We start from the raw sequence: 16,814 nt of genomic DNA on the forward strand, positions 1-16,814 counted from the left end.
ACCCTAAGCTTTTCGCAACGACGAAAAGCTACCGTGATGGAAACAGCAATGAACTGGACCTGGTTTCACAAGCTCGGCTCGCCCAAATGGTTCTATGGCATCAGCGGCAAGCTGCTGCCGTGGTTGAGCATCGCTGCCGTATTGCTGATCGGCATCGGCCTGGTCTGGGGCCTGGCCTTCGCGCCGCCGGACTACCAGCAAGGCAACAGCTTTCGCATCATCTATATCCACGTTCCCGCCGCGATGCTGGCCCAGTCCTGCTACGTGATGCTGGCGGTGTGCGGCATCGTCGGCCTGGTGTGGAAAATGAAGCTCGCGGACGTGGCCCTGCAATGCGCCGCGCCCATCGGTGCGTGGATGACTGCCGTGGCGCTGGTCACCGGCGCGATCTGGGGCAAACCCACCTGGGGCTCGTGGTGGGTGTGGGATGCGCGTCTGACGTCCATGTTGATCCTGCTGTTCCTGTACTTCGGCCTGATCGCCCTGGGCAACGCGATCAGCAATCGCGACAGCGCCGCCAAGGCCTGCGCGGTGCTGGCGATTGTCGGCGTGATCAACATTCCGATCATCAAATACTCGGTGGAGTGGTGGAACACCCTGCACCAGGGCGCCACCTTTACCCTCACCGAAAAACCGGCAATGCCCGTGGAAATGTGGGCGCCGCTGCTGCTGATGGTGCTGGGGTTCTACTGCTTCTTCGGCGCTGTGCTGCTGATGCGCATGCGCCTTGAAGTGCTCAAGCGTGAATCGCGCGCCAGCTGGGTCAAGGCCGAAGTGCAAAGCAGCCTGGGAGCGCGCGCATGAGTTTTGCTTCTTTCAGCGAGTTTCTCGCCATGGGCCATCACGGCCTGTACGTCTGGACGGCCTATGGCATCTGCCTGGCGGTGCTGGCCCTCAACGTCGCCGCGCCGATCCTGGCCCGCAAGCGTTACCTGCAACAAGAGGCGCGTCGTCTGCGCCGGGAGACCGAAAAGTGAATCCGCTGCGTAGAAAGCGTCTGTTGATCATCCTTGCCATCCTGGCCGGCGTCGGCATTGCCGTGGCCCTGGCCTTGAGTGCCCTGCAGCAGAACATCAACCTGTTCTACACCCCGACCCAGATCGCCAATGGCGAAGCCCCTGTGGATACGCGGATTCGCGCCGGCGGCATGGTAGAGCAGGGCTCGCTGAAGCGTTCCGGTGATTCCCTCGACGTGACCTTCGTGGTCACCGACTTCAACAAAGCCGTGACCATCACCTATCGCGGCATCCTCCCGGACTTGTTCCGCGAAGGCCAAGGTATCGTCGCCCTGGGCAAGCTCAATGCCGACGGCGTGGTGGTGGCCGATGAAGTGCTGGCCAAGCACGATGAAAAATACATGCCGCCGGAAGTCACCAAGGCCCTCAAAGACAGCGGCCAATCCGCGCCAACGCCTGCCAAGGAGGGCTAAGCCATGACGTCCGCACTGTTTATTCCGGAGTTGGGCCAGTTGGCGATGATCCTCGCCCTGTGCTTTGCCGTCGTCCAGGCCGTGGTGCCGTTGCTCGGTGCATGGCGTGGCGATCGCCTGTGGATGAGCCTGGCGCAGCCGGCGGCCTGGGGGCAATTCGCGTTCCTGCTGTTTGCCTTTGGTTGCCTGACCTACGCCTTCATGACCGACGACTTTTCCGTCGCCTACGTCGCCAATAACTCCAATACCGCTTTGCCCTGGTACTACAAGTTCAGCGCCGTGTGGGGCGCCCACGAAGGGTCGTTGCTGTTGTGGGCATTGATCCTTGGCGGCTGGACCTTCGCCGTGTCGGTGTTCTCGCGCCAACTGCCGCAAGTGATGCTGGCCCGGGTGCTGGCGGTGATGGGCATGATCAGTATCGGCTTCCTGCTGTTCCTGATTATGACCTCCAACCCGTTCAGCCGCATCCTGCCGCAGATTCCTACAAACGGGCATGACCTCAACCCATTGCTGCAAGACATCGGCCTGATCGTGCACCCGCCGATGCTCTACATGGGTTACGTCGGTTTCTCGGTCGCCTTCGCCTTCGCCATCGCCGCCTTGCTCGGCGGGCGTCTCGATGCGGCCTGGGCGCGCTGGTCGCGGCCGTGGACCATCGTCGCCTGGGCTTTCCTCGGGATTGGTATCACCTTGGGCTCTTGGTGGGCATATTACGAACTCGGCTGGGGCGGCTGGTGGTTCTGGGACCCGGTGGAAAACGCCTCCTTCATGCCCTGGCTGGTCGGCACGGCGCTGATCCACTCGCTGGCCGTCACTGAAAAACGCGGCGTGTTCAAAAGCTGGACCGTGTTGCTGGCCATCGCGGCGTTTTCCCTCAGCCTGCTCGGCACTTTCCTCGTGCGTTCGGGCGTGCTGACGTCGGTGCATGCATTTGCGTCCGACCCGGAACGCGGAGTGTTCATCCTGATCTTCCTGCTGTTTGTGGTCGGCGGCTCCCTGACGCTGTTTGCGTTGCGCGCGCCAGTGGTCAAGAGCCAGGTCGGCTTCAACCTGTGGTCGCGGGAAACCCTGTTGCTGGGTAATAACCTGGTGTTGGTGGTGGCGGCGTCGATGATCCTGCTTGGCACGCTGTACCCGTTGGTGCTGGATGCCCTGAGCGGCGCCAAACTGTCCGTCGGCCCGCCGTATTTCAACGCGTTGTTTATCCCGTTGATGGGCTTGTTGATGGTGGTGATGGCCGTTGGCGTGCTGGTGCGCTGGAAAGACACCCCGGTGAAATGGCTGGTGGGCATGCTGATGCCGGTGCTGCTCGGCAGCGTGGCCTTGGCGGTGATCGCCGGGTTTGCCTATGGCGACTTCAACTGGGCCGTACTCGCGACCTTCCTGCTCGCCGCCTGGGTATTGCTGGCCGGCGTGCGTGACATCGTCGACAAGACCCGCCACAAAGGCCTGATCAAAGGCCTGCCAAGCCTGACCCGCAGCTATTGGGGCATGCAGATCGCCCACATCGGCATCGCCGTGTGTGCCCTGGGCGTGGTGTTGTCCAGCCAGAACAGCGCCGAGCGCGACTTGCGCCTGGCGCCGGGCGAATCGATGGACCTGGCTGGTTACCACTTCATCTTCGAGGGTGCCAAGCACTTCGAAGGGCCGAATTTCACGTCGGACAAAGGCACCGTTCGTGTAGTGCGTAACGGCAAGGAAATCGCCGTGCTGCACCCGGAAAAACGCCTGTACACCGTGCAGAGTTCGATGATGACCGAAGCCGGCATCGACGCCGGTTTCACCCGCGACTTGTATGTGGCGTTGGGCGAACCCTTGGGCGACGGCGCCTGGGCCGTGCGTGTGCACGTCAAACCGTTCGTGCGTTGGATCTGGTTTGGCGGCTTGCTCACCGGTTTCGGTGGTTTGCTGGCCGCGCTGGACCGGCGTTATCGGGTCAAGGTCAAGAGCCGGGTGCGTGAAGCCCTCGGCCTGCAAGGAGCGGCGGTATGAAGCGTTGGTTGATGGTTGTGCCGCTGGCGATGTTTCTGGTGGTCGCGGTGTTCTTGTATCGCGGGTTGTATCTGGACCCGGCCGAGCTGCCGTCGGCGATGATCGGCAAGCCGTTCCCGGCGTTTTCGCTGCCGACCGTGCAGGGCGACAAAACCCTGACCCAGGCCGACCTGCTGGGCAAACCGGCACTGGTCAACGTGTGGGGCACCTGGTGCATCTCCTGTCGCGTCGAACACCCGGTGCTGAACAAGCTGGCCGAGAAGGGTGTGGTGATCTATAGCATCAACTACAAGGACGACAATGCGGCGGCCTTGAAGTGGCTGGCCGAGTTCCACAACCCGTACCAGCTGGATATCCGCGATGAAGACGGCAACCTCGGCCTGAACCTCGGCGTCTATGGCGCTCCGGAAACCTTCTTCATCGATGCCAAAGGCGTGATCCGCGACAAGTACGTCGGCGTGATCGACGAAGTGGTCTGGCGCGAACAACTCGCTGCCAAGTACCAGGCGCTGGTCGATGAGGCCAAGCCATGAAACGTCTGTTAGCCGCTGCGGTGCTGGCGCTTGGACTGGTCGGCGTGGCCCATGCCGCCATCGACACTTACGAATTCGCCAAGGACGGTGACCGCGAGCGTTTCCGCGAACTCACCAAGGAACTGCGCTGCCCCAAGTGCCAGAACCAGGACATTGCCGATTCCAACGCCCCCATCGCCGCCGACCTGCGCAAGGAAATCTTCCGCATGCTGGGGGAGGGCAAGGACAACCAGCAGATCATCGACTTCATGGTCGACCGCTACGGTGATTTCGTGCGCTACAAACCGGCCCTCACCGGCAAGACCGCGCTGCTCTGGTTCGGCCCCGCCGGGCTGTTGCTGGCCGGCGTCGTGGTCATGGCCGTGATTGTGCGCCGCCGTCGCGCCGCGCCGACTGACGGCTCCGACGCGCTGTCCCCTGATGAGCGTAAACGCCTCGACCAATTGCTGGACACCAAGACTGATGATTGATTTCTGGCTCGCAGCCGGCTTGCTGCTTCTGATTGCCCTGAGTTTCCTGTTGATCCCTGTACTGCGCGGTCGTCGTGCCCAACGCGAAGAGGATCGCACCGCGCTGAACGTGGCGCTCTACCAAGAACGTGTGGCCGAGCTGCAAGTGCAGCAGGACGAAGGCGTGCTCAACGCCGCGCAACTCGACACCGGCCGCGCCGAAGCCGCCCGTGAATTGCTGGCCGACACCGAAGGCGTGGAAAAACCACGCGAATCGCGCCTGGGCAAGCCATTGCCGTTTTTGGCGGCGTTTCTGGTGCCTGTCCTCGGTGTTGCGCTGTACCTGCATTACGGGGCCAGCGACAAGGTTGAACTGACCCGCGAGTTTTCCCAGCCGCCGGTGTCCATGGAAGACATGACCCAACGCCTGGAACGCGCCGCCGCCGCCCAGCCAGACTCGGCGGAAGGCCTGTATTTCCTCGGCCGTGCCTACATGGCCCAGGACCGTTCCGCCGATGCGGCCAAGGTTTTCGAACGCACCGTGGCCCTGGCCGGGCGCCAGCCGGAACTGCTCGGCCAGTGGGCCCAGGCGCAGTACTTTGCCGACAACAAACAGTGGTCGCCCAAGGTTCAGGCGCTGACCGATGAAGCCTTGAAGCTGGATCCGAAGGAAGTCACCAGCCTCGGCCTGCTCGGTATCGCGGCGTTTGAAGGCCAGCGTTATCAGGAGGCGATTGACTACTGGAACCGTCTGCTGGCCCAACTGCCACCGGAAGACAACTCCCGCGCAGCGCTGCAAGGTGGCATTGATCGCGCTGCTGAGAAGCTGAAAGACAGCGGCGGCACCGTCGCCCCTCAAAAAGCCGCGATGAAGGTTCGGGTAGATCTGAGCGCCGACGTGAAGGCCAAAGCCCTGCCCACTGACAGCGTATTCATCTTTGCCCGTGCGGTCTCCGGCCCACCGGCGCCATTGGCGGCCAAACGCGTCACGGTCGCCGAACTGCCGATCACCGTCGAACTGGGCGATGCCGATGCAATGATGCCGCAGTTGAAACTGTCGAACTTCCCCGAAGTCCAACTGGTTGCGCGCATATCCCGGGCCGGTCAGCCGACCACTGGCGAGTGGATCGGCCGCAGCCAACCCCTGGCCAGCAACACGACTGCCTTGCAGCAGCTGACCATCGACAGTCCGGACAAGTAATCGAGGAAACGCCTATGACCGCATTTGCACGCATCACCCTGCTTAGCCTGGTATTGGGCCTGAGCGCTTGTGCGGTCCACCGCCCACCTCCCGCGCCGACCGGCCCGACCATCCCACCGTCGGGCCCGTCGACCCAGCCAAGTACCAAACCATCCGGCCCAGTGATCCCAGCGCCAAAGCCAGTGCCCACCAAATCCGCGACCTTCGCCCCACCCCCGGGCGCCGTGAGCCACTGGGACGGCAAGATGCAGGTGTATGTGCTGGACGAACAGCCCGACACCTTCTACCGTCAGCGCACCTACTACCGCTGGAGCAACGGCTGGAGCCGATCCATCAGCCCGAACGGGCCGTGGGAAGAGACCGACGTGCAAGGCGTGCCGCCGGGGTTGAGCAAGCAATACGCACAATGACAAAAGGCGACCTTCGGGTCGCCTTTTTCATGCCTATTTATAGCATCCCCCCTGTAGGAGCTGGCTTGCCAGCGAAAAACGCCCAGGCGCCACGCCCATCCTGAATGCCCACGTCATCGTTAACGACCATCGCTGGCAAGCCAGCTCCTACAGGGGATCGCGTAGGCTGTCAGTCCACCGGACACGCCTGATTCAGCGCTTCATCCACCGTGGGAACGATCATTCGACCACTTCCAACCTTTCACAAAACCTTCATCCAACCGACCCCCTCCAGTCATGTGCAAGTAATAGCACTGACACCTCCCGCGCCTACTGTCGTTTGAACTCAACCGCAGCCATCCCCTGGCTGTTCAAACAAGACAGAGAAGCCCATGAATCACGCTATCCATGTCGATCACTTGAACAAGACCTTTGCGAAGAAATCCGCGTTGGTCGACCTCGAACTCACCATTGCCCCGGGTGAGATGGTCGCGCTGATTGGCGCTTCCGGTTCCGGCAAGTCCACCTTGTTGCGCCATTTGGCCGGCCTGGCCTGTTGCGACAAGAGCAATGGCGGCAGCGTCAAGGTGCTGGGCCGGGAAGTGCAGGCCAGCGGGCGCTTGAATGGCAAGGTGCGGCGGCTGCGCGCGGACATCGGCTACATCTTCCAGCAGTTCAACCTGGTCAACCGCTTGAGCGTGCTCGACAACGTGCTGCTCGGTTGCCTGGGCCGCATGCCGCGCTGGCGTGGCAACCTGGGGTTGTTCAATGCCGAAGAGAAGGCCTTTGCCCTCGAATCCCTGGCACGCGTTGGCCTGGCCGACCTGGCCGCGCAAAGGGCCTCGACCTTGTCCGGCGGCCAGCAGCAGCGCGTGGCGATTGCCCGTGCGTTGACCCAGCGCGCCGAGGTGATCCTGGCCGACGAACCTATCGCTTCGCTGGACCCGGAGTCGGCACGCAAGGTCATGGAAATCCTCGCTGACATCAATCGCCGTGACGGCAAGACCGTGGTGGTAACCCTGCATCAAGTCGATTACGCCATGCGTTATTGCCCGCGTGCCGTGGCCCTTAAAGGCGGGCGCATTCATTTCGACGGCCAGGGCAGCGAGATGAGCAGCCAGTTCCTCAATGATTTGTACGGTGCCGACATCGACACCAGCCTGATGTTTTCCGACCAGACCCGTCAAACCACCGTCACCCCTCGGCTGGCCCTGGCGCGCGCTTGAAACCCTACTCACGACCCACAGGAATCCTTTCCATGTTGAACCGTATCGGTCACGTCTTTCTGTCTGCGGTGTTGCTGGCCAGTGTGGCCCTGGGCAATGCCCATGCTGCCGACAAGGCGATCAACTTCGGCATCATGTCCACCGAATCCTCGCAGAACCTCAAGAGCATCTGGCAGCCGTTCCTGGATGACATGCACAAGAAGACCGGCCTGACCATCAACGCCACTTTCGCCTCCGACTACGCCGGGCTGATCCAGGGCATGCGCTTCAACAAGGTCGATGTTGCCTGGCTGGGCAACAAAGCCGCGATGGAAGCCGTGGACCGTTCCAACGGCGAGATTTTTGCCCAGACCGCCGCCGCCAATGGTGCCGCCGGTTACTGGAGCGTGCTGATCGTGCGCAAGGACAGCCCGATCAACAACGTCGAAGACATGCTCAAGAATGCCAAGAACCTGACCTTTGGCAACGGTGACCCGAACTCCACCTCGGGCTACCTGGTGCCGGGTTACTACGTGTTTGCCAAGAACAATGTGGATGCCGCCACCGCGTTCAAGCGCACCCTCAATTCCAGCCATGAAGTGAATGCCTTGAGCGTCGCCAAAGGGCAGTTAGACGTCGCCACCTTCAACACCGAAAGCTGGGAACGCCTGGAAGTCACCCAGCCGGACAAGGCCGCCATGCTCAAGGTGATCTGGAAATCGCCGCTGATCCCGGCCGACCCGATGGTGTGGAGCAAGGCCCTGAGCGACAGCGAGAAAACCAAGATCCGCGACTTCTTCGCTCACTACGGTGACACCGATGAAGAGAAGGCGGTGCTGAAGAACATGCAACTGGGCAAGTTCCTCGCCTCCAGCGACGACCAACTGCTGCCGATCCGCCAGTTGGAGCTGTTCAAGCAGCGCACCACCATCAGCGCGGACGACAAGCTGGAAGCGGCGGACAAGGCCAAGAAGCTCGCCGATATCGATGCTGATTTGGCGAAGTTGCAACAGCGCATCTCCGAACTCGACAAAAAAACTGCAGCAAACGGCTAACCGGCCTCCACCTACCACTGTAGGAGCGAGCTTGCTCGCGAAAAACTCGAGGACGCCACGGTTCTCCAGGCGCCCCGCGTCATCGTTGGCGATCTTCGCGAGCAAGCTCGCTCCTACAGAAAGCGACTGAGAGTGACCCATGACAACCTTGCACGCTGAAGCCGTCGGCAAACGCACCTGGCCGCAATACCTCGGCTGGGGCCTGTTCCTGGTCCTGCTGGCCTGGGCCTGGCACGGCGCTGAGATGAACCCGCTGGCGCTGTACCGCGACTCCGGAAACATGGCGACCTTCGCCGCCGACTTCTTCCCACCGGACTTCCACGAATGGCGCTCCTACCTCAAGGAGATGATCGTCACCGTGCAAATCGCCCTCTGGGGCACGGTGTTGGCGATTGTCTGCTCGGTGCCGCTGGGCATCCTGTGTGCCGACAACATCACCCCCTGGTGGATCCACCAGCCGCTGCGCCGCGTGATGGACGCCTTCCGCTCCATCAATGAAATGGTGTTCGCCATGCTGTTCGTGGTCGCTGTCGGCCTGGGTCCTTTCGCCGGCGTATTGGCCCTGTGGATCAGCACCACCGGCGTCCTCGCCAAGCTGTTTGCCGAAGCCGTCGAAGCCATCGACCCAGGCCCGGTGGAAGGCGTGCGTGCCACTGGCGCCAGTGCCTTGCAGGAAGTGATCTACGGCGTGATCCCCCAGGTGATGCCGCTGTGGGTGAGCTACGCGCTGTACCGCTTCGAAGCCAACGTGCGCTCGGCCACGGTAGTCGGCATGGTCGGCGCGGGCGGGATCGGCGTGATCCTTTGGGAAAACATCCGCGCCTTTCAGTTCGTCCAAACCTGCGCGGTGCTGCTGGTGATCATCGTGGTGGTGAGTTTGATCGACGTGTTGTCCCAACGCCTGCGCAAGCAGTTCATCTGACGTCGGAGGGGTGCCCGCGCGGCGCTTTTTTTAAGCATGCAGTTGTCTAGACAAGATGAGCCGGTGTACCGCGAACTCGCGGATATCCTGCGCCGTGAATTGAGCAGCTACAGCGCCGGCGACTTCCTGCCCGGCGAGGTGCACATGGCCGAGCGTTTTGGCGTCAACCGCCACACCCTGCGCCGTGCCATCGACGAGCTGGTATTCGAAGGCAGCCTGTTGCGCCGCCAGGGCAAGGGCACCCAGGTACTTGATCGCCCCTTGATCTACCCGATGGGCGCCGAGACCTCCTACAGCCAGTCACTGTCGGCCCAGGGCGTGGGCGTCGAGGCGGTGCTGCTCAAGCGCCGCTACTGCTACGCCAGTCGAGATGAAGCGCAGCACTTGGGCATTGCCGAAATGGCGCCGATGATCGAGCTGCAGACCCTGCGCAAGCTCGACCACCAGCCCGTCAGCCTGATCCGCCATCGCTACTGCGCCAGCCGTGCGCCGTTGCTGGCCGACTATAACGGCGGTTCGCTGCGCCAGTACCTGCGCGAACGCGACCTGCCGCTGACGCGCACCCAAAGCCTGATCGGTGCGCGCTTGCCCAACCGTGATGAAGCCGCGCTGCTGATGATGCCTCGGCACTTGCCGGCCCTCACCGTATTCACCCTTTCCCGCGATCGCGACGGCCGCCCGGTGGAGCTGGCGCAGTCCACCAGCCGTTCGGATCGCTTCCAGTACCAAGTGGTGACCTGATGGAGACCCTGATGAATCTGTCCCCGCGTCAGCATTGGATTGGTGTGCTCGCCCGCGCCCAACTCAGTGAACTGCAACCTCACGAAGCCGCGTTGAAAGACGCGGAATACCAGATGATCCGCGCCCCGGAAATCGGCATGACGCTGGTGCGCGGCCGCATGGGCGGTAATGGCGCGCCGTTCAACGTCGGCGAAATGAGCGTGACCCGCTGCGTGGTGCGCCTGGCCGATGGTCGCACCGGCTACAGCTACCTGGCCGGGCGCGACAAGGCCCACGCCGAATTGGCGGCCCTGGCCGATGCCCATTTGCAAGGCACGCAGCCAAGTCTTTGGCTCAGCGATTTGATCACCGCGCTGGCCAATACACAGGCCGCTCGACGCGCGCAAAAAGAAGCCGACACCGCCGCGACCAAGGTCGAGTTCTTCACGTTGGTTCGAGGAGAAAACTGATGAATGCGCAACTGTTGCAACCGGCCTTTGTCGACCCGGTCTTGGATGCCCAGCGCGGTTTTCGTGCGGCCCTCAAAGCCTTGGCCGAACCCGGTTTGATCCAGCACCTGCCGTCCGCGCCGCGCCTCAATGGCCTGGCGCCCGCCACCTATGCCCTGTGCCTGGCGATGCTGGATGGGGACACGCCGCTGTGGCTGGCACCGAGCTTCGACACGCCGCTGATCCGCGCCAACCTGGCATTCCACTGTGGTTGCCCGTTGACGACGAACCGTGAAGACGCCGTGTTCGCCTTGCTGGGCGAGCAAGACTTGCTCGACCTCAGCGGTTTCAACCACGGCAATGATCGCTACCCCGACCAGTCCTGCACCTTGCTTGTGCAGCTCACCGACCTGGAGTCCGGTCGCGGCCTGCTCTGGCGCGGCCCGGGTATTAAGACTCAGCGCCAGGTGCACTTGCCCGTGCCGCAAGCCTTCTGGCTGGAGCGCCAGCGTCGCGAAGCCTTCCCCCGTGGCCTGGACGTGCTGTTTGCCGCCGGCCATCACCTGATCGGCCTGCCACGCAGCAGCCGCATCGCAGAGGAGCGTGCCTGATGTACGTAGCCGTCAAAGGTGGCGAACAGGCCATCGACAATGCCCACCGCCTGCTGGCGAAAAAACGCCGGGGCGACACCGCGATTCCGGAACTGAGCGTCACCCAAATCCGCGAGCAACTGCCCCTGGCCGTGGCGCGGGTGATGACCGAAGGTTCGCTGTTCGACGAAGAACTCGCCGCGCTGGCGATCAAGCAAGCGGCGGGGGACCTGGTGGAAGCGATCTTCCTGCTGCGCGCCTACCGCACCACGCTGCCGCGCTTCAGCCCGAGCCTGCCGATCGACACTGCGCAAATGTCGCTGAGTCGGCGCCTCTCCGCCACGTTCAAGGACGTGCCCGGCGGCCAGTTGCTCGGCCCGACGTTCGATTACACCCACCGCCTGCTGGATTTCTCGTTGCTGGCCGAAGGTGAATACCCCGGCCCGCAAACCACGCCCGATGCGCGCATCGAAGCCTGCCCACGGGTGCTCGGCCTGCTCGCCAAAGAAGGCCTGATCAAGACCGAAACCGACGACAACGCCAGCGTCGCCGACATCACCCGCGACCCGCTGGAATACCCGGCCAGCCGCGCCGAACGCCTGCAAGCCCTGGCGCGTGGAGATGAAGGCTTTCTGTTGGCGCTGGGCTACTCGACCCAGCGTGGCTATGGCCGCAATCACCCGTTTGCTGGCGAGATCCGCATCGGCGATGTGGAGGTGTGGATCGACCCGGAAGAGCTGGGCTTTCCCATCTGCCTGGGCAGCATTGAAGTCACCGAGTGCGAGATGGTCAACCAGTTCGTCGGCTCCGCTACGGAGCTGGCGCAGTTCACTCGCGGCTACGGGTTGGCCTTCGGGCATGCCGAGCGCAAGGCCATGGGTATGGCGCTGGTCGACCGCTCGCTGCGCGCGGGGGAGTACAACGAAGAGATCGTCTCGCCGGCCCAGCGTGAAGAATTTGTGCTGGCCCACTGCGACAACGTCGAGGCGGCCGGTTTTGTGTCGCACCTCAAATTACCGCACTACGTGGACTTCCAGTCCGAACTGGAGCTGATCCGCAAACTGCGCCAACCGGCCGAGGGCCCGAGCCATGAATGACGCCGCCTACAACTTTGCTTACCTCGACGAGCAGACCAAACGCATGATCCGCCGGGCCTTGCTCAAGGCCGTGGCGATCCCCGGTTACCAAGTGCCGTTCGGTGGCCGCGAAATGCCATTGCCTTACGGTTGGGGCACCGGCGGCATGCAACTGACCGCCGCAATCCTCGGTGCGGACGATGTGCTCAAAGTCATCGACCAAGGCGCGGATGACACTACCAACGCCGTGTCTATCCGCCGCTTTTTTGCGCGCACCGCCGGCGTCGCCACCACCGAAGCCACGCCGGACGCCACGGTGATCCAGACCCGCCACCGCATCCCGGAAACCCCGCTGCAGGCCGATCAGATCATGGTCTATCAGGTGCCGATCCCCGAGCCGCTGCGCTTCATCGAGCCGTCGGAAACCGAGACTCGCACCATGCACGCCCTCAACGATTACGGGGTGATGCACGTGAAGCTCTACGAAGACATCGCCACCTTCGGCCATATCGCCACCAGCTACGCCTACCCGGTGATGGTCGACGAGCGCTATGTGATGGACCCGTCGCCAATCCCCAAATTCGACAACCCGAAACTCGACATGAGCCCGGCGCTGATGCTGTTCGGCGCCGGTCGCGAAAAGCGCTTGTACGCGGTGCCGCCCTACACCCAGGTCACCAGCCTCGACTTTGAAGACCACCCCTTCGAAGTGCAGAAGTGGGAGTACAACTGCGCCATCTGCGGCAGCCATGAATCGTTCCTCGATGAGCTGATTCTGGACGATGCGGGAACCCAGAGTTTTGTCTGTTCCGACACCTGGTATTGCGCGCAACGCGTCAAGGAGAACAACCAGTGAGCCAGCCGTTATTGCAAGTGCGTGACCTGTCCCTTTTGTACGGCCCGGAGAAGGGCTGCCAAGGCGTGAGCTTCGATCTTTACCCCGGCGAAGTGCTGGGCATCGTTGGCGAGTCCGGCTCGGGCAAGTCCACCTTGCTCTCGCTGTTGAGCGGGCGCCTGCCGCCGCAAGCGGGGAGCATCGGCTACCGCAGCAAGGACGGCGAATGGCTGGATTTGTACAGCGCCAGCGAAGCCGAGCGCCGCACCTTGCTGCGCACCGAATGGGGCTTTGTCGAGCAGAACCCCCGCGACGGTTTACGCATGGGCGTGTCAGCCGGCGCCAACATTGGCGAGCGCCTGATGGCCCAGGGCGTGCGCAATTACGCGCAACTGCGCGGTGCCGGTCTCGATTGGCTGAGCCAGGTGGAAATCGACCCGCAGCGCATTGATGACTTGCCGCGCACCTTCTCCGGCGGCATGCAGCAACGCCTGCAAATCGCCCGCAACCTGGTGTCGAGCCCGCGTCTTGTGTTCATGGACGAGCCCACCGGCGGTCTCGATGTGTCGGTGCAAGCGCGCCTGCTCGACCTGCTGCGCGGCTTGGTGCGTGAGCTGGATTTGGCGGTGGTGATCGTCACCCACGACCTGGCTGTCGCGCGTCTGTTGGCCGACCGCCTGATGGTGATGCGTCGCTCCCGTGTGGTGGAAACCGGGCTCACCGACCAGATCCTCGACGATCCACAGCACCCTTACTCTCAACTGCTGGTGTCTTCGGTATTGCAGCCATGACAAATGCCTTGATCGAGGTCCGTGACCTCTCGAAAACCTTCACCCTGCATCAGCAACATGGCGTGGTGCTCAACGTGCTGCGTGGCGTCGAGTTCAGTGTGCAGGGCGGTGAATGCCTGGTGCTGCACGGCCAGTCCGGTGCCGGTAAAAGCACCTTGCTGCGTACCCTCTACGGCAACTATCTGCCGGCGGGCGGCAGCATTCGTGTGCAGCATGCGGGCGAGTGGCTGGAGCTGGTCGGCGCCGAGCCGCGTGACATTTTGCAGGTGCGCCAGCAAACCCTCGGCTACGTCAGCCAATTCCTGCGGGTAATCCCCCGCGTGGCGTGCCTGGACGTGGTGATGGAACCGGCGTTGGCCCGTGGCTGGTCCAAGGCCAATGCGCAGTCGCGTGCCGAACACCTGCTGACCCGCCTGAATATCCCGCAACGCCTGTGGCAGCTGGCGCCTGGCACCTTCTCCGGGGGCGAGCAACAGCGCGTCAACATCGCCCGCGGCTTCATGGTGGCCTGGCCGGTGATGCTGCTGGATGAACCCACCGCGTCCCTGGACGACAACAACCGCCAGGTGGTGCTGGAGCTGATGAACGAAGCCAAGGCCGCCGGCGCGGCGCTGATCGGCATCTTCCACGACCGTGCCGCCCGTGAAGCGGTTGCCGACCGCCATTTCGACATGACCCCCACGCCTGTTGCCCAAGAGGAATACGCCCATGCCCGCTGAACAGATCCTCAGTAATGCCCAGATTGTCACGGCTGATCGCATGTTCCTGGGCTCGGTGGTGCTGCGCGACGGCAAGATCGTCGACCTCGCCGAAGGCCGCAGCCAGTTGCCCCAGGCCCAAGACCTGGGCGGTGATTTCCTGTTGCCGGGCCTGGTGGAGTTGCACACCGACAACCTCGAAAAACACATGACCCCGCGCCCCGGCGTGGACTGGCCGTCGACCTCGGCCGTGCTCAGCCACGACGCGCAGATCATCGCGGCGGGCATCACCACGGTGTTCGACGCCGTCTCCATCGGCGACGTAAATCCCAAGGGCAACCGCATGAAAAAGCTGCCGGCGATGCTCGATGCCATCGCCCAGGCGGAAGGCGCCGGCCTGACCCGCGCCGAGCACCACCTGCACCTGCGCTGCGAGCTGTGCCACCCGGACACCCTCAGCGTGTTCCGCGACCTGGTGGAAAACCCGTTGGTGCAACTGGTGTCGGTGATGGACCATTCGCCGGGCCAGCGCCAGTTCGTGCTCGAATCCAAGTACCGTGAGTACTACATGGGCAAGTACCACCTGAACGACGAAACCATGGACGCGTTCATCGTGCTGCAAAAGGCCAACTCCCTGGCGTACAGCGACCGTTATCGCGCCGCCATCGTCGAGCATTGCCTGGCGCGCGGACTGTCCGTCGCCAGCCACGACGATGCGACATTGGCTCACGTGCAAGAATCGGCGCGCTACGGAATGACCATCGCCGAATTCCCCACCACCCTCGAAGCGGCGAAGGGTTGCCAGGCGCTGGACATGAAAGTGTTGATGGGCGCGCCGAACGTGGTGCGCGGCGGGTCGCACTCGGGTAATGTGGCCGCCGCCGGCCTGGCGGCCGAGGGATTGCTGGATATACTTTCCAGCGACTATTACCCGGCCAGCCTGTTGCAGGCGGCCTTTGTGTTGGCCGACCAGCAGGACGGCGGCGACCTGTCGCGAGCGGTCAAGATGATCAGCTTGGCGCCGGCAAAAGCCGCGGGCTTGAGCGATCGCGGTGAAATCGCCATCGGCCTGCGCGCGGACCTGGTCCAGGCCCGCAGCCGTGAAGGGCTGCCGGTGGTGCAACAAGTATGGCGACAAGCGAAGAGGGTGTTTTGATGGCAGGCAGGTTGATCTATCTTATCGGGCCCTCCGGCTCGGGCAAGGACAGCCTGCTGGATGCCGCACGGCCACGGTTGGCCGAGCGCGGTTGCCGCATCGTGCGCCGCGTTATCACCCGCTCGGCAGAAGCGGTGGGCGAGGCCGCGCAAGGGGTCAGCCCGGAACAGTTCGCCGCGCTGCAGGCCGAGGGCGCCTTTGCCCTCAACTGGCAGGCGAATGGTTTGTCCTATGGCATTCCCAAGGAGATCGACGCGTGGTTGGCGGCGGGGGACGACGTGCTGGTCAACGGCTCCCGCGCGCACCTGGCACAGACCCGCGCACGGTATCCGTCGTCGCTGGTGTTGCTGTTGACGGTGGATCAGGCGGTGCTGCGCCAGCGCTTGATCGCACGTGGACGTGAGGCCCTGGCTGACATCGAGGAGCGCCTGGCACGCAATGCACGGTTCACTGCCGAATTGATCGCTGGCAATGGCGCGGGATTGTTCGTGCTGGATAATTCCGGACCGCTGGAGCACACGGTCGAGCGCCTGCTGTGCTGCCTCGACCACGGCCACTCGGCATGCGCCTGACGCTGCTCGGCACCGGTGACGCGCGGCAAGTCCCGGTGTACGGCTGCGAATGCCCCGCGTGCGGTTTGGCGCGCAGCGACGAAAGCCTGCGCCGCCGCCCGTGCAGTGCGCTGATCGAATGCGGCGACCAGCGCTGGCTGATCGACAGCGGCTTGCCCGACCTCACCGAACGCTTCCCGCCGCGCAGCTTCAACGGGATTTTCCAGACCCACTATCACGCCGATCATGCCCAGGGTTTGCTGCACTTGCGCTGGGGGCAGGGGCTGGTGATTCCGGTGCATGGCCCGGCGGATCCGGAGGGTTTGTCCGACTTGTACAAGCATCCGGGTATCCTCGATTTCAGCCGGCCTTTTGCCGAATTTGAAACACGCCAATTTGGCGAGTTGAGCGTCACAGCGTTGCCGTTGCAGCATTCCAAGCTAACCCTGGGCTACCTGCTGGAAGGCGAGGGGCGGCGCATTGCCTACCTCACCGACACGGTCGGCCTGCCGCCAGCGACATTAGCCTGGCTGCAACGCGAGCCGCTGGACGTGCTGGTACTGGATTGCTCCATGCCACCGCAGCCGCAAGCGCCGCGAAATCACAATGACCTGACGCTGGCGTTGCAGAGCATTGAGGAAACTGGCGCGCAACGGGGGGTGTTGACCCATGTGGGGCATACGTTGGATGCGTGGTTGCTGGAGCATAGGTGCGAGTTGCCACGGCATGTCACGGTCGGCTGGGATGGCCGGATTATCTGAACGCCTACGGTT

The 16,814-nt window shown here is 63.1% G+C and carries 21 protein-coding genes; all 21 read left to right on the forward strand.

Translation table 11 applies throughout. From position 1 onward, the window contains the following. The first annotated feature begins 48 nt into the window (after positions 1–48). Entirely contained in the window at positions 49–804 is a 756-nt protein-coding gene (locus tag HX793_RS25855) for a heme ABC transporter permease (RefSeq protein WP_177051344.1), read from the forward strand. After that, positions 801–977: a heme exporter protein CcmD gene (gene ccmD / locus HX793_RS25860; protein WP_061435869.1), complete on the forward strand. Its 177-nt coding sequence runs from the start codon at positions 801–803 to the stop codon at positions 975–977. Before HX793_RS25855 ends, ccmD begins: the two co-directional genes overlap by 4 nt. Next, positions 974–1,429 (forward strand): cytochrome c maturation protein CcmE, encoded by a 456-nt coding sequence (gene ccmE, locus HX793_RS25865; RefSeq protein WP_028615684.1) that lies wholly within the window; start codon positions 974–976, stop codon positions 1,427–1,429. Before ccmD ends, ccmE begins: the two co-directional genes overlap by 4 nt. A gap of 3 nt (positions 1,430–1,432) precedes the next feature. Beyond that, a complete protein-coding gene (locus tag HX793_RS25870) occupies positions 1,433–3,421 on the forward strand; it encodes a heme lyase CcmF/NrfE family subunit (protein ID WP_016978489.1) in 1,989 nt (662 codons plus the stop codon). Further along, positions 3,418–3,954, forward strand: coding sequence for a DsbE family thiol:disulfide interchange protein (locus tag HX793_RS25875; RefSeq protein ID WP_178905555.1), 537 nt, complete (start codon positions 3,418–3,420; stop codon positions 3,952–3,954). Before HX793_RS25870 ends, HX793_RS25875 begins: the two co-directional genes overlap by 4 nt. Beyond that, entirely contained in the window at positions 3,951–4,424 is a 474-nt protein-coding gene (locus tag HX793_RS25880; RefSeq protein WP_017136200.1) for a cytochrome c-type biogenesis protein, read from the forward strand. The genes HX793_RS25875 and HX793_RS25880 overlap by 4 nt, the downstream gene beginning before the upstream one ends. After that, complete coding sequence (gene ccmI / locus HX793_RS25885; RefSeq protein ID WP_177051348.1) at positions 4,417–5,604, forward strand: c-type cytochrome biogenesis protein CcmI; 1,188 nt, start codon at positions 4,417–4,419, stop codon at positions 5,602–5,604. Before HX793_RS25880 ends, ccmI begins: the two co-directional genes overlap by 8 nt. A gap of 14 nt (positions 5,605–5,618) precedes the next feature. Beyond that, entirely contained in the window at positions 5,619–6,014 is a 396-nt protein-coding gene (locus HX793_RS25890; RefSeq protein WP_177051350.1) for a hypothetical protein, read from the forward strand. A 371-nt stretch (positions 6,015–6,385) separates the two neighbouring features. Further along, positions 6,386–7,219, forward strand: a complete 834-nt coding sequence (phnC, locus tag HX793_RS25895) for a phosphonate ABC transporter ATP-binding protein (protein ID WP_016978494.1) — start codon at positions 6,386–6,388, stop codon at positions 7,217–7,219. Positions 7,220–7,251: 32 nt separating this feature from the next. Continuing rightward, entirely contained in the window at positions 7,252–8,253 is a 1,002-nt protein-coding gene (phnD, locus tag HX793_RS25900; RefSeq protein WP_177051352.1) for a phosphonate ABC transporter substrate-binding protein, read from the forward strand. A 139-nt stretch (positions 8,254–8,392) separates the two neighbouring features. Beyond that, positions 8,393–9,175, forward strand: a complete 783-nt coding sequence (gene phnE, locus HX793_RS25905; RefSeq protein ID WP_016978496.1) for a phosphonate ABC transporter, permease protein PhnE — start codon at positions 8,393–8,395, stop codon at positions 9,173–9,175. A 36-nt stretch (positions 9,176–9,211) separates the two neighbouring features. Then, complete coding sequence (phnF, locus tag HX793_RS25910) at positions 9,212–9,916, forward strand: phosphonate metabolism transcriptional regulator PhnF (protein WP_177051354.1); 705 nt, start codon at positions 9,212–9,214, stop codon at positions 9,914–9,916. A gap of 11 nt (positions 9,917–9,927) precedes the next feature. Continuing rightward, positions 9,928–10,365: a phosphonate C-P lyase system protein PhnG gene (gene phnG / locus HX793_RS25915; RefSeq protein WP_177060067.1), complete on the forward strand. Its 438-nt coding sequence runs from the start codon at positions 9,928–9,930 to the stop codon at positions 10,363–10,365. Further along, positions 10,365–10,955 (forward strand): phosphonate C-P lyase system protein PhnH, encoded by a 591-nt coding sequence (gene phnH, locus HX793_RS25920; RefSeq protein WP_177095862.1) that lies wholly within the window; start codon positions 10,365–10,367, stop codon positions 10,953–10,955. Before phnG ends, phnH begins: the two co-directional genes overlap by 1 nt. After that, a complete protein-coding gene (locus HX793_RS25925; RefSeq protein ID WP_016978500.1) occupies positions 10,955–12,031 on the forward strand; it encodes a carbon-phosphorus lyase complex subunit in 1,077 nt (358 codons plus the stop codon). The genes phnH and HX793_RS25925 overlap by 1 nt, the downstream gene beginning before the upstream one ends. Next, positions 12,024–12,866: an alpha-D-ribose 1-methylphosphonate 5-phosphate C-P-lyase PhnJ gene (locus HX793_RS25930; protein WP_177060062.1), complete on the forward strand. Its 843-nt coding sequence runs from the start codon at positions 12,024–12,026 to the stop codon at positions 12,864–12,866. The genes HX793_RS25925 and HX793_RS25930 overlap by 8 nt, the downstream gene beginning before the upstream one ends. After that, entirely contained in the window at positions 12,827–13,636 is an 810-nt protein-coding gene (gene phnK, locus HX793_RS25935) for a phosphonate C-P lyase system protein PhnK (RefSeq protein WP_177060121.1), read from the forward strand. Before HX793_RS25930 ends, phnK begins: the two co-directional genes overlap by 40 nt. Then, the gene (gene phnL / locus HX793_RS25940) at positions 13,633–14,355 is read left to right on the forward strand and encodes a phosphonate C-P lyase system protein PhnL (RefSeq protein ID WP_095015303.1); all 723 of its coding nucleotides are present in this window, start codon (positions 13,633–13,635) and stop codon (positions 14,353–14,355) included. Before phnK ends, phnL begins: the two co-directional genes overlap by 4 nt. Continuing rightward, positions 14,345–15,490, forward strand: coding sequence for an alpha-D-ribose 1-methylphosphonate 5-triphosphate diphosphatase (locus HX793_RS25945; RefSeq protein ID WP_061435888.1), 1,146 nt, complete (start codon positions 14,345–14,347; stop codon positions 15,488–15,490). The genes phnL and HX793_RS25945 overlap by 11 nt, the downstream gene beginning before the upstream one ends. Next, positions 15,490–16,062, forward strand: coding sequence for a phosphonate metabolism protein/1,5-bisphosphokinase (PRPP-forming) PhnN (gene phnN, locus HX793_RS25950; RefSeq protein WP_016978505.1), 573 nt, complete (start codon positions 15,490–15,492; stop codon positions 16,060–16,062). The genes HX793_RS25945 and phnN overlap by 1 nt, the downstream gene beginning before the upstream one ends. Beyond that, positions 16,053–16,802, forward strand: a complete 750-nt coding sequence (phnP, locus tag HX793_RS25955) for a phosphonate metabolism protein PhnP (protein WP_177051364.1) — start codon at positions 16,053–16,055, stop codon at positions 16,800–16,802. Before phnN ends, phnP begins: the two co-directional genes overlap by 10 nt. Positions 16,803–16,814: the final 12 nt, after the last annotated feature.

This window comes from Pseudomonas reactans (assembly GCF_013387025.1).
GTDB classification, from domain to species: Bacteria; Pseudomonadota; Gammaproteobacteria; order Pseudomonadales; family Pseudomonadaceae; genus Aquipseudomonas; species Aquipseudomonas reactans.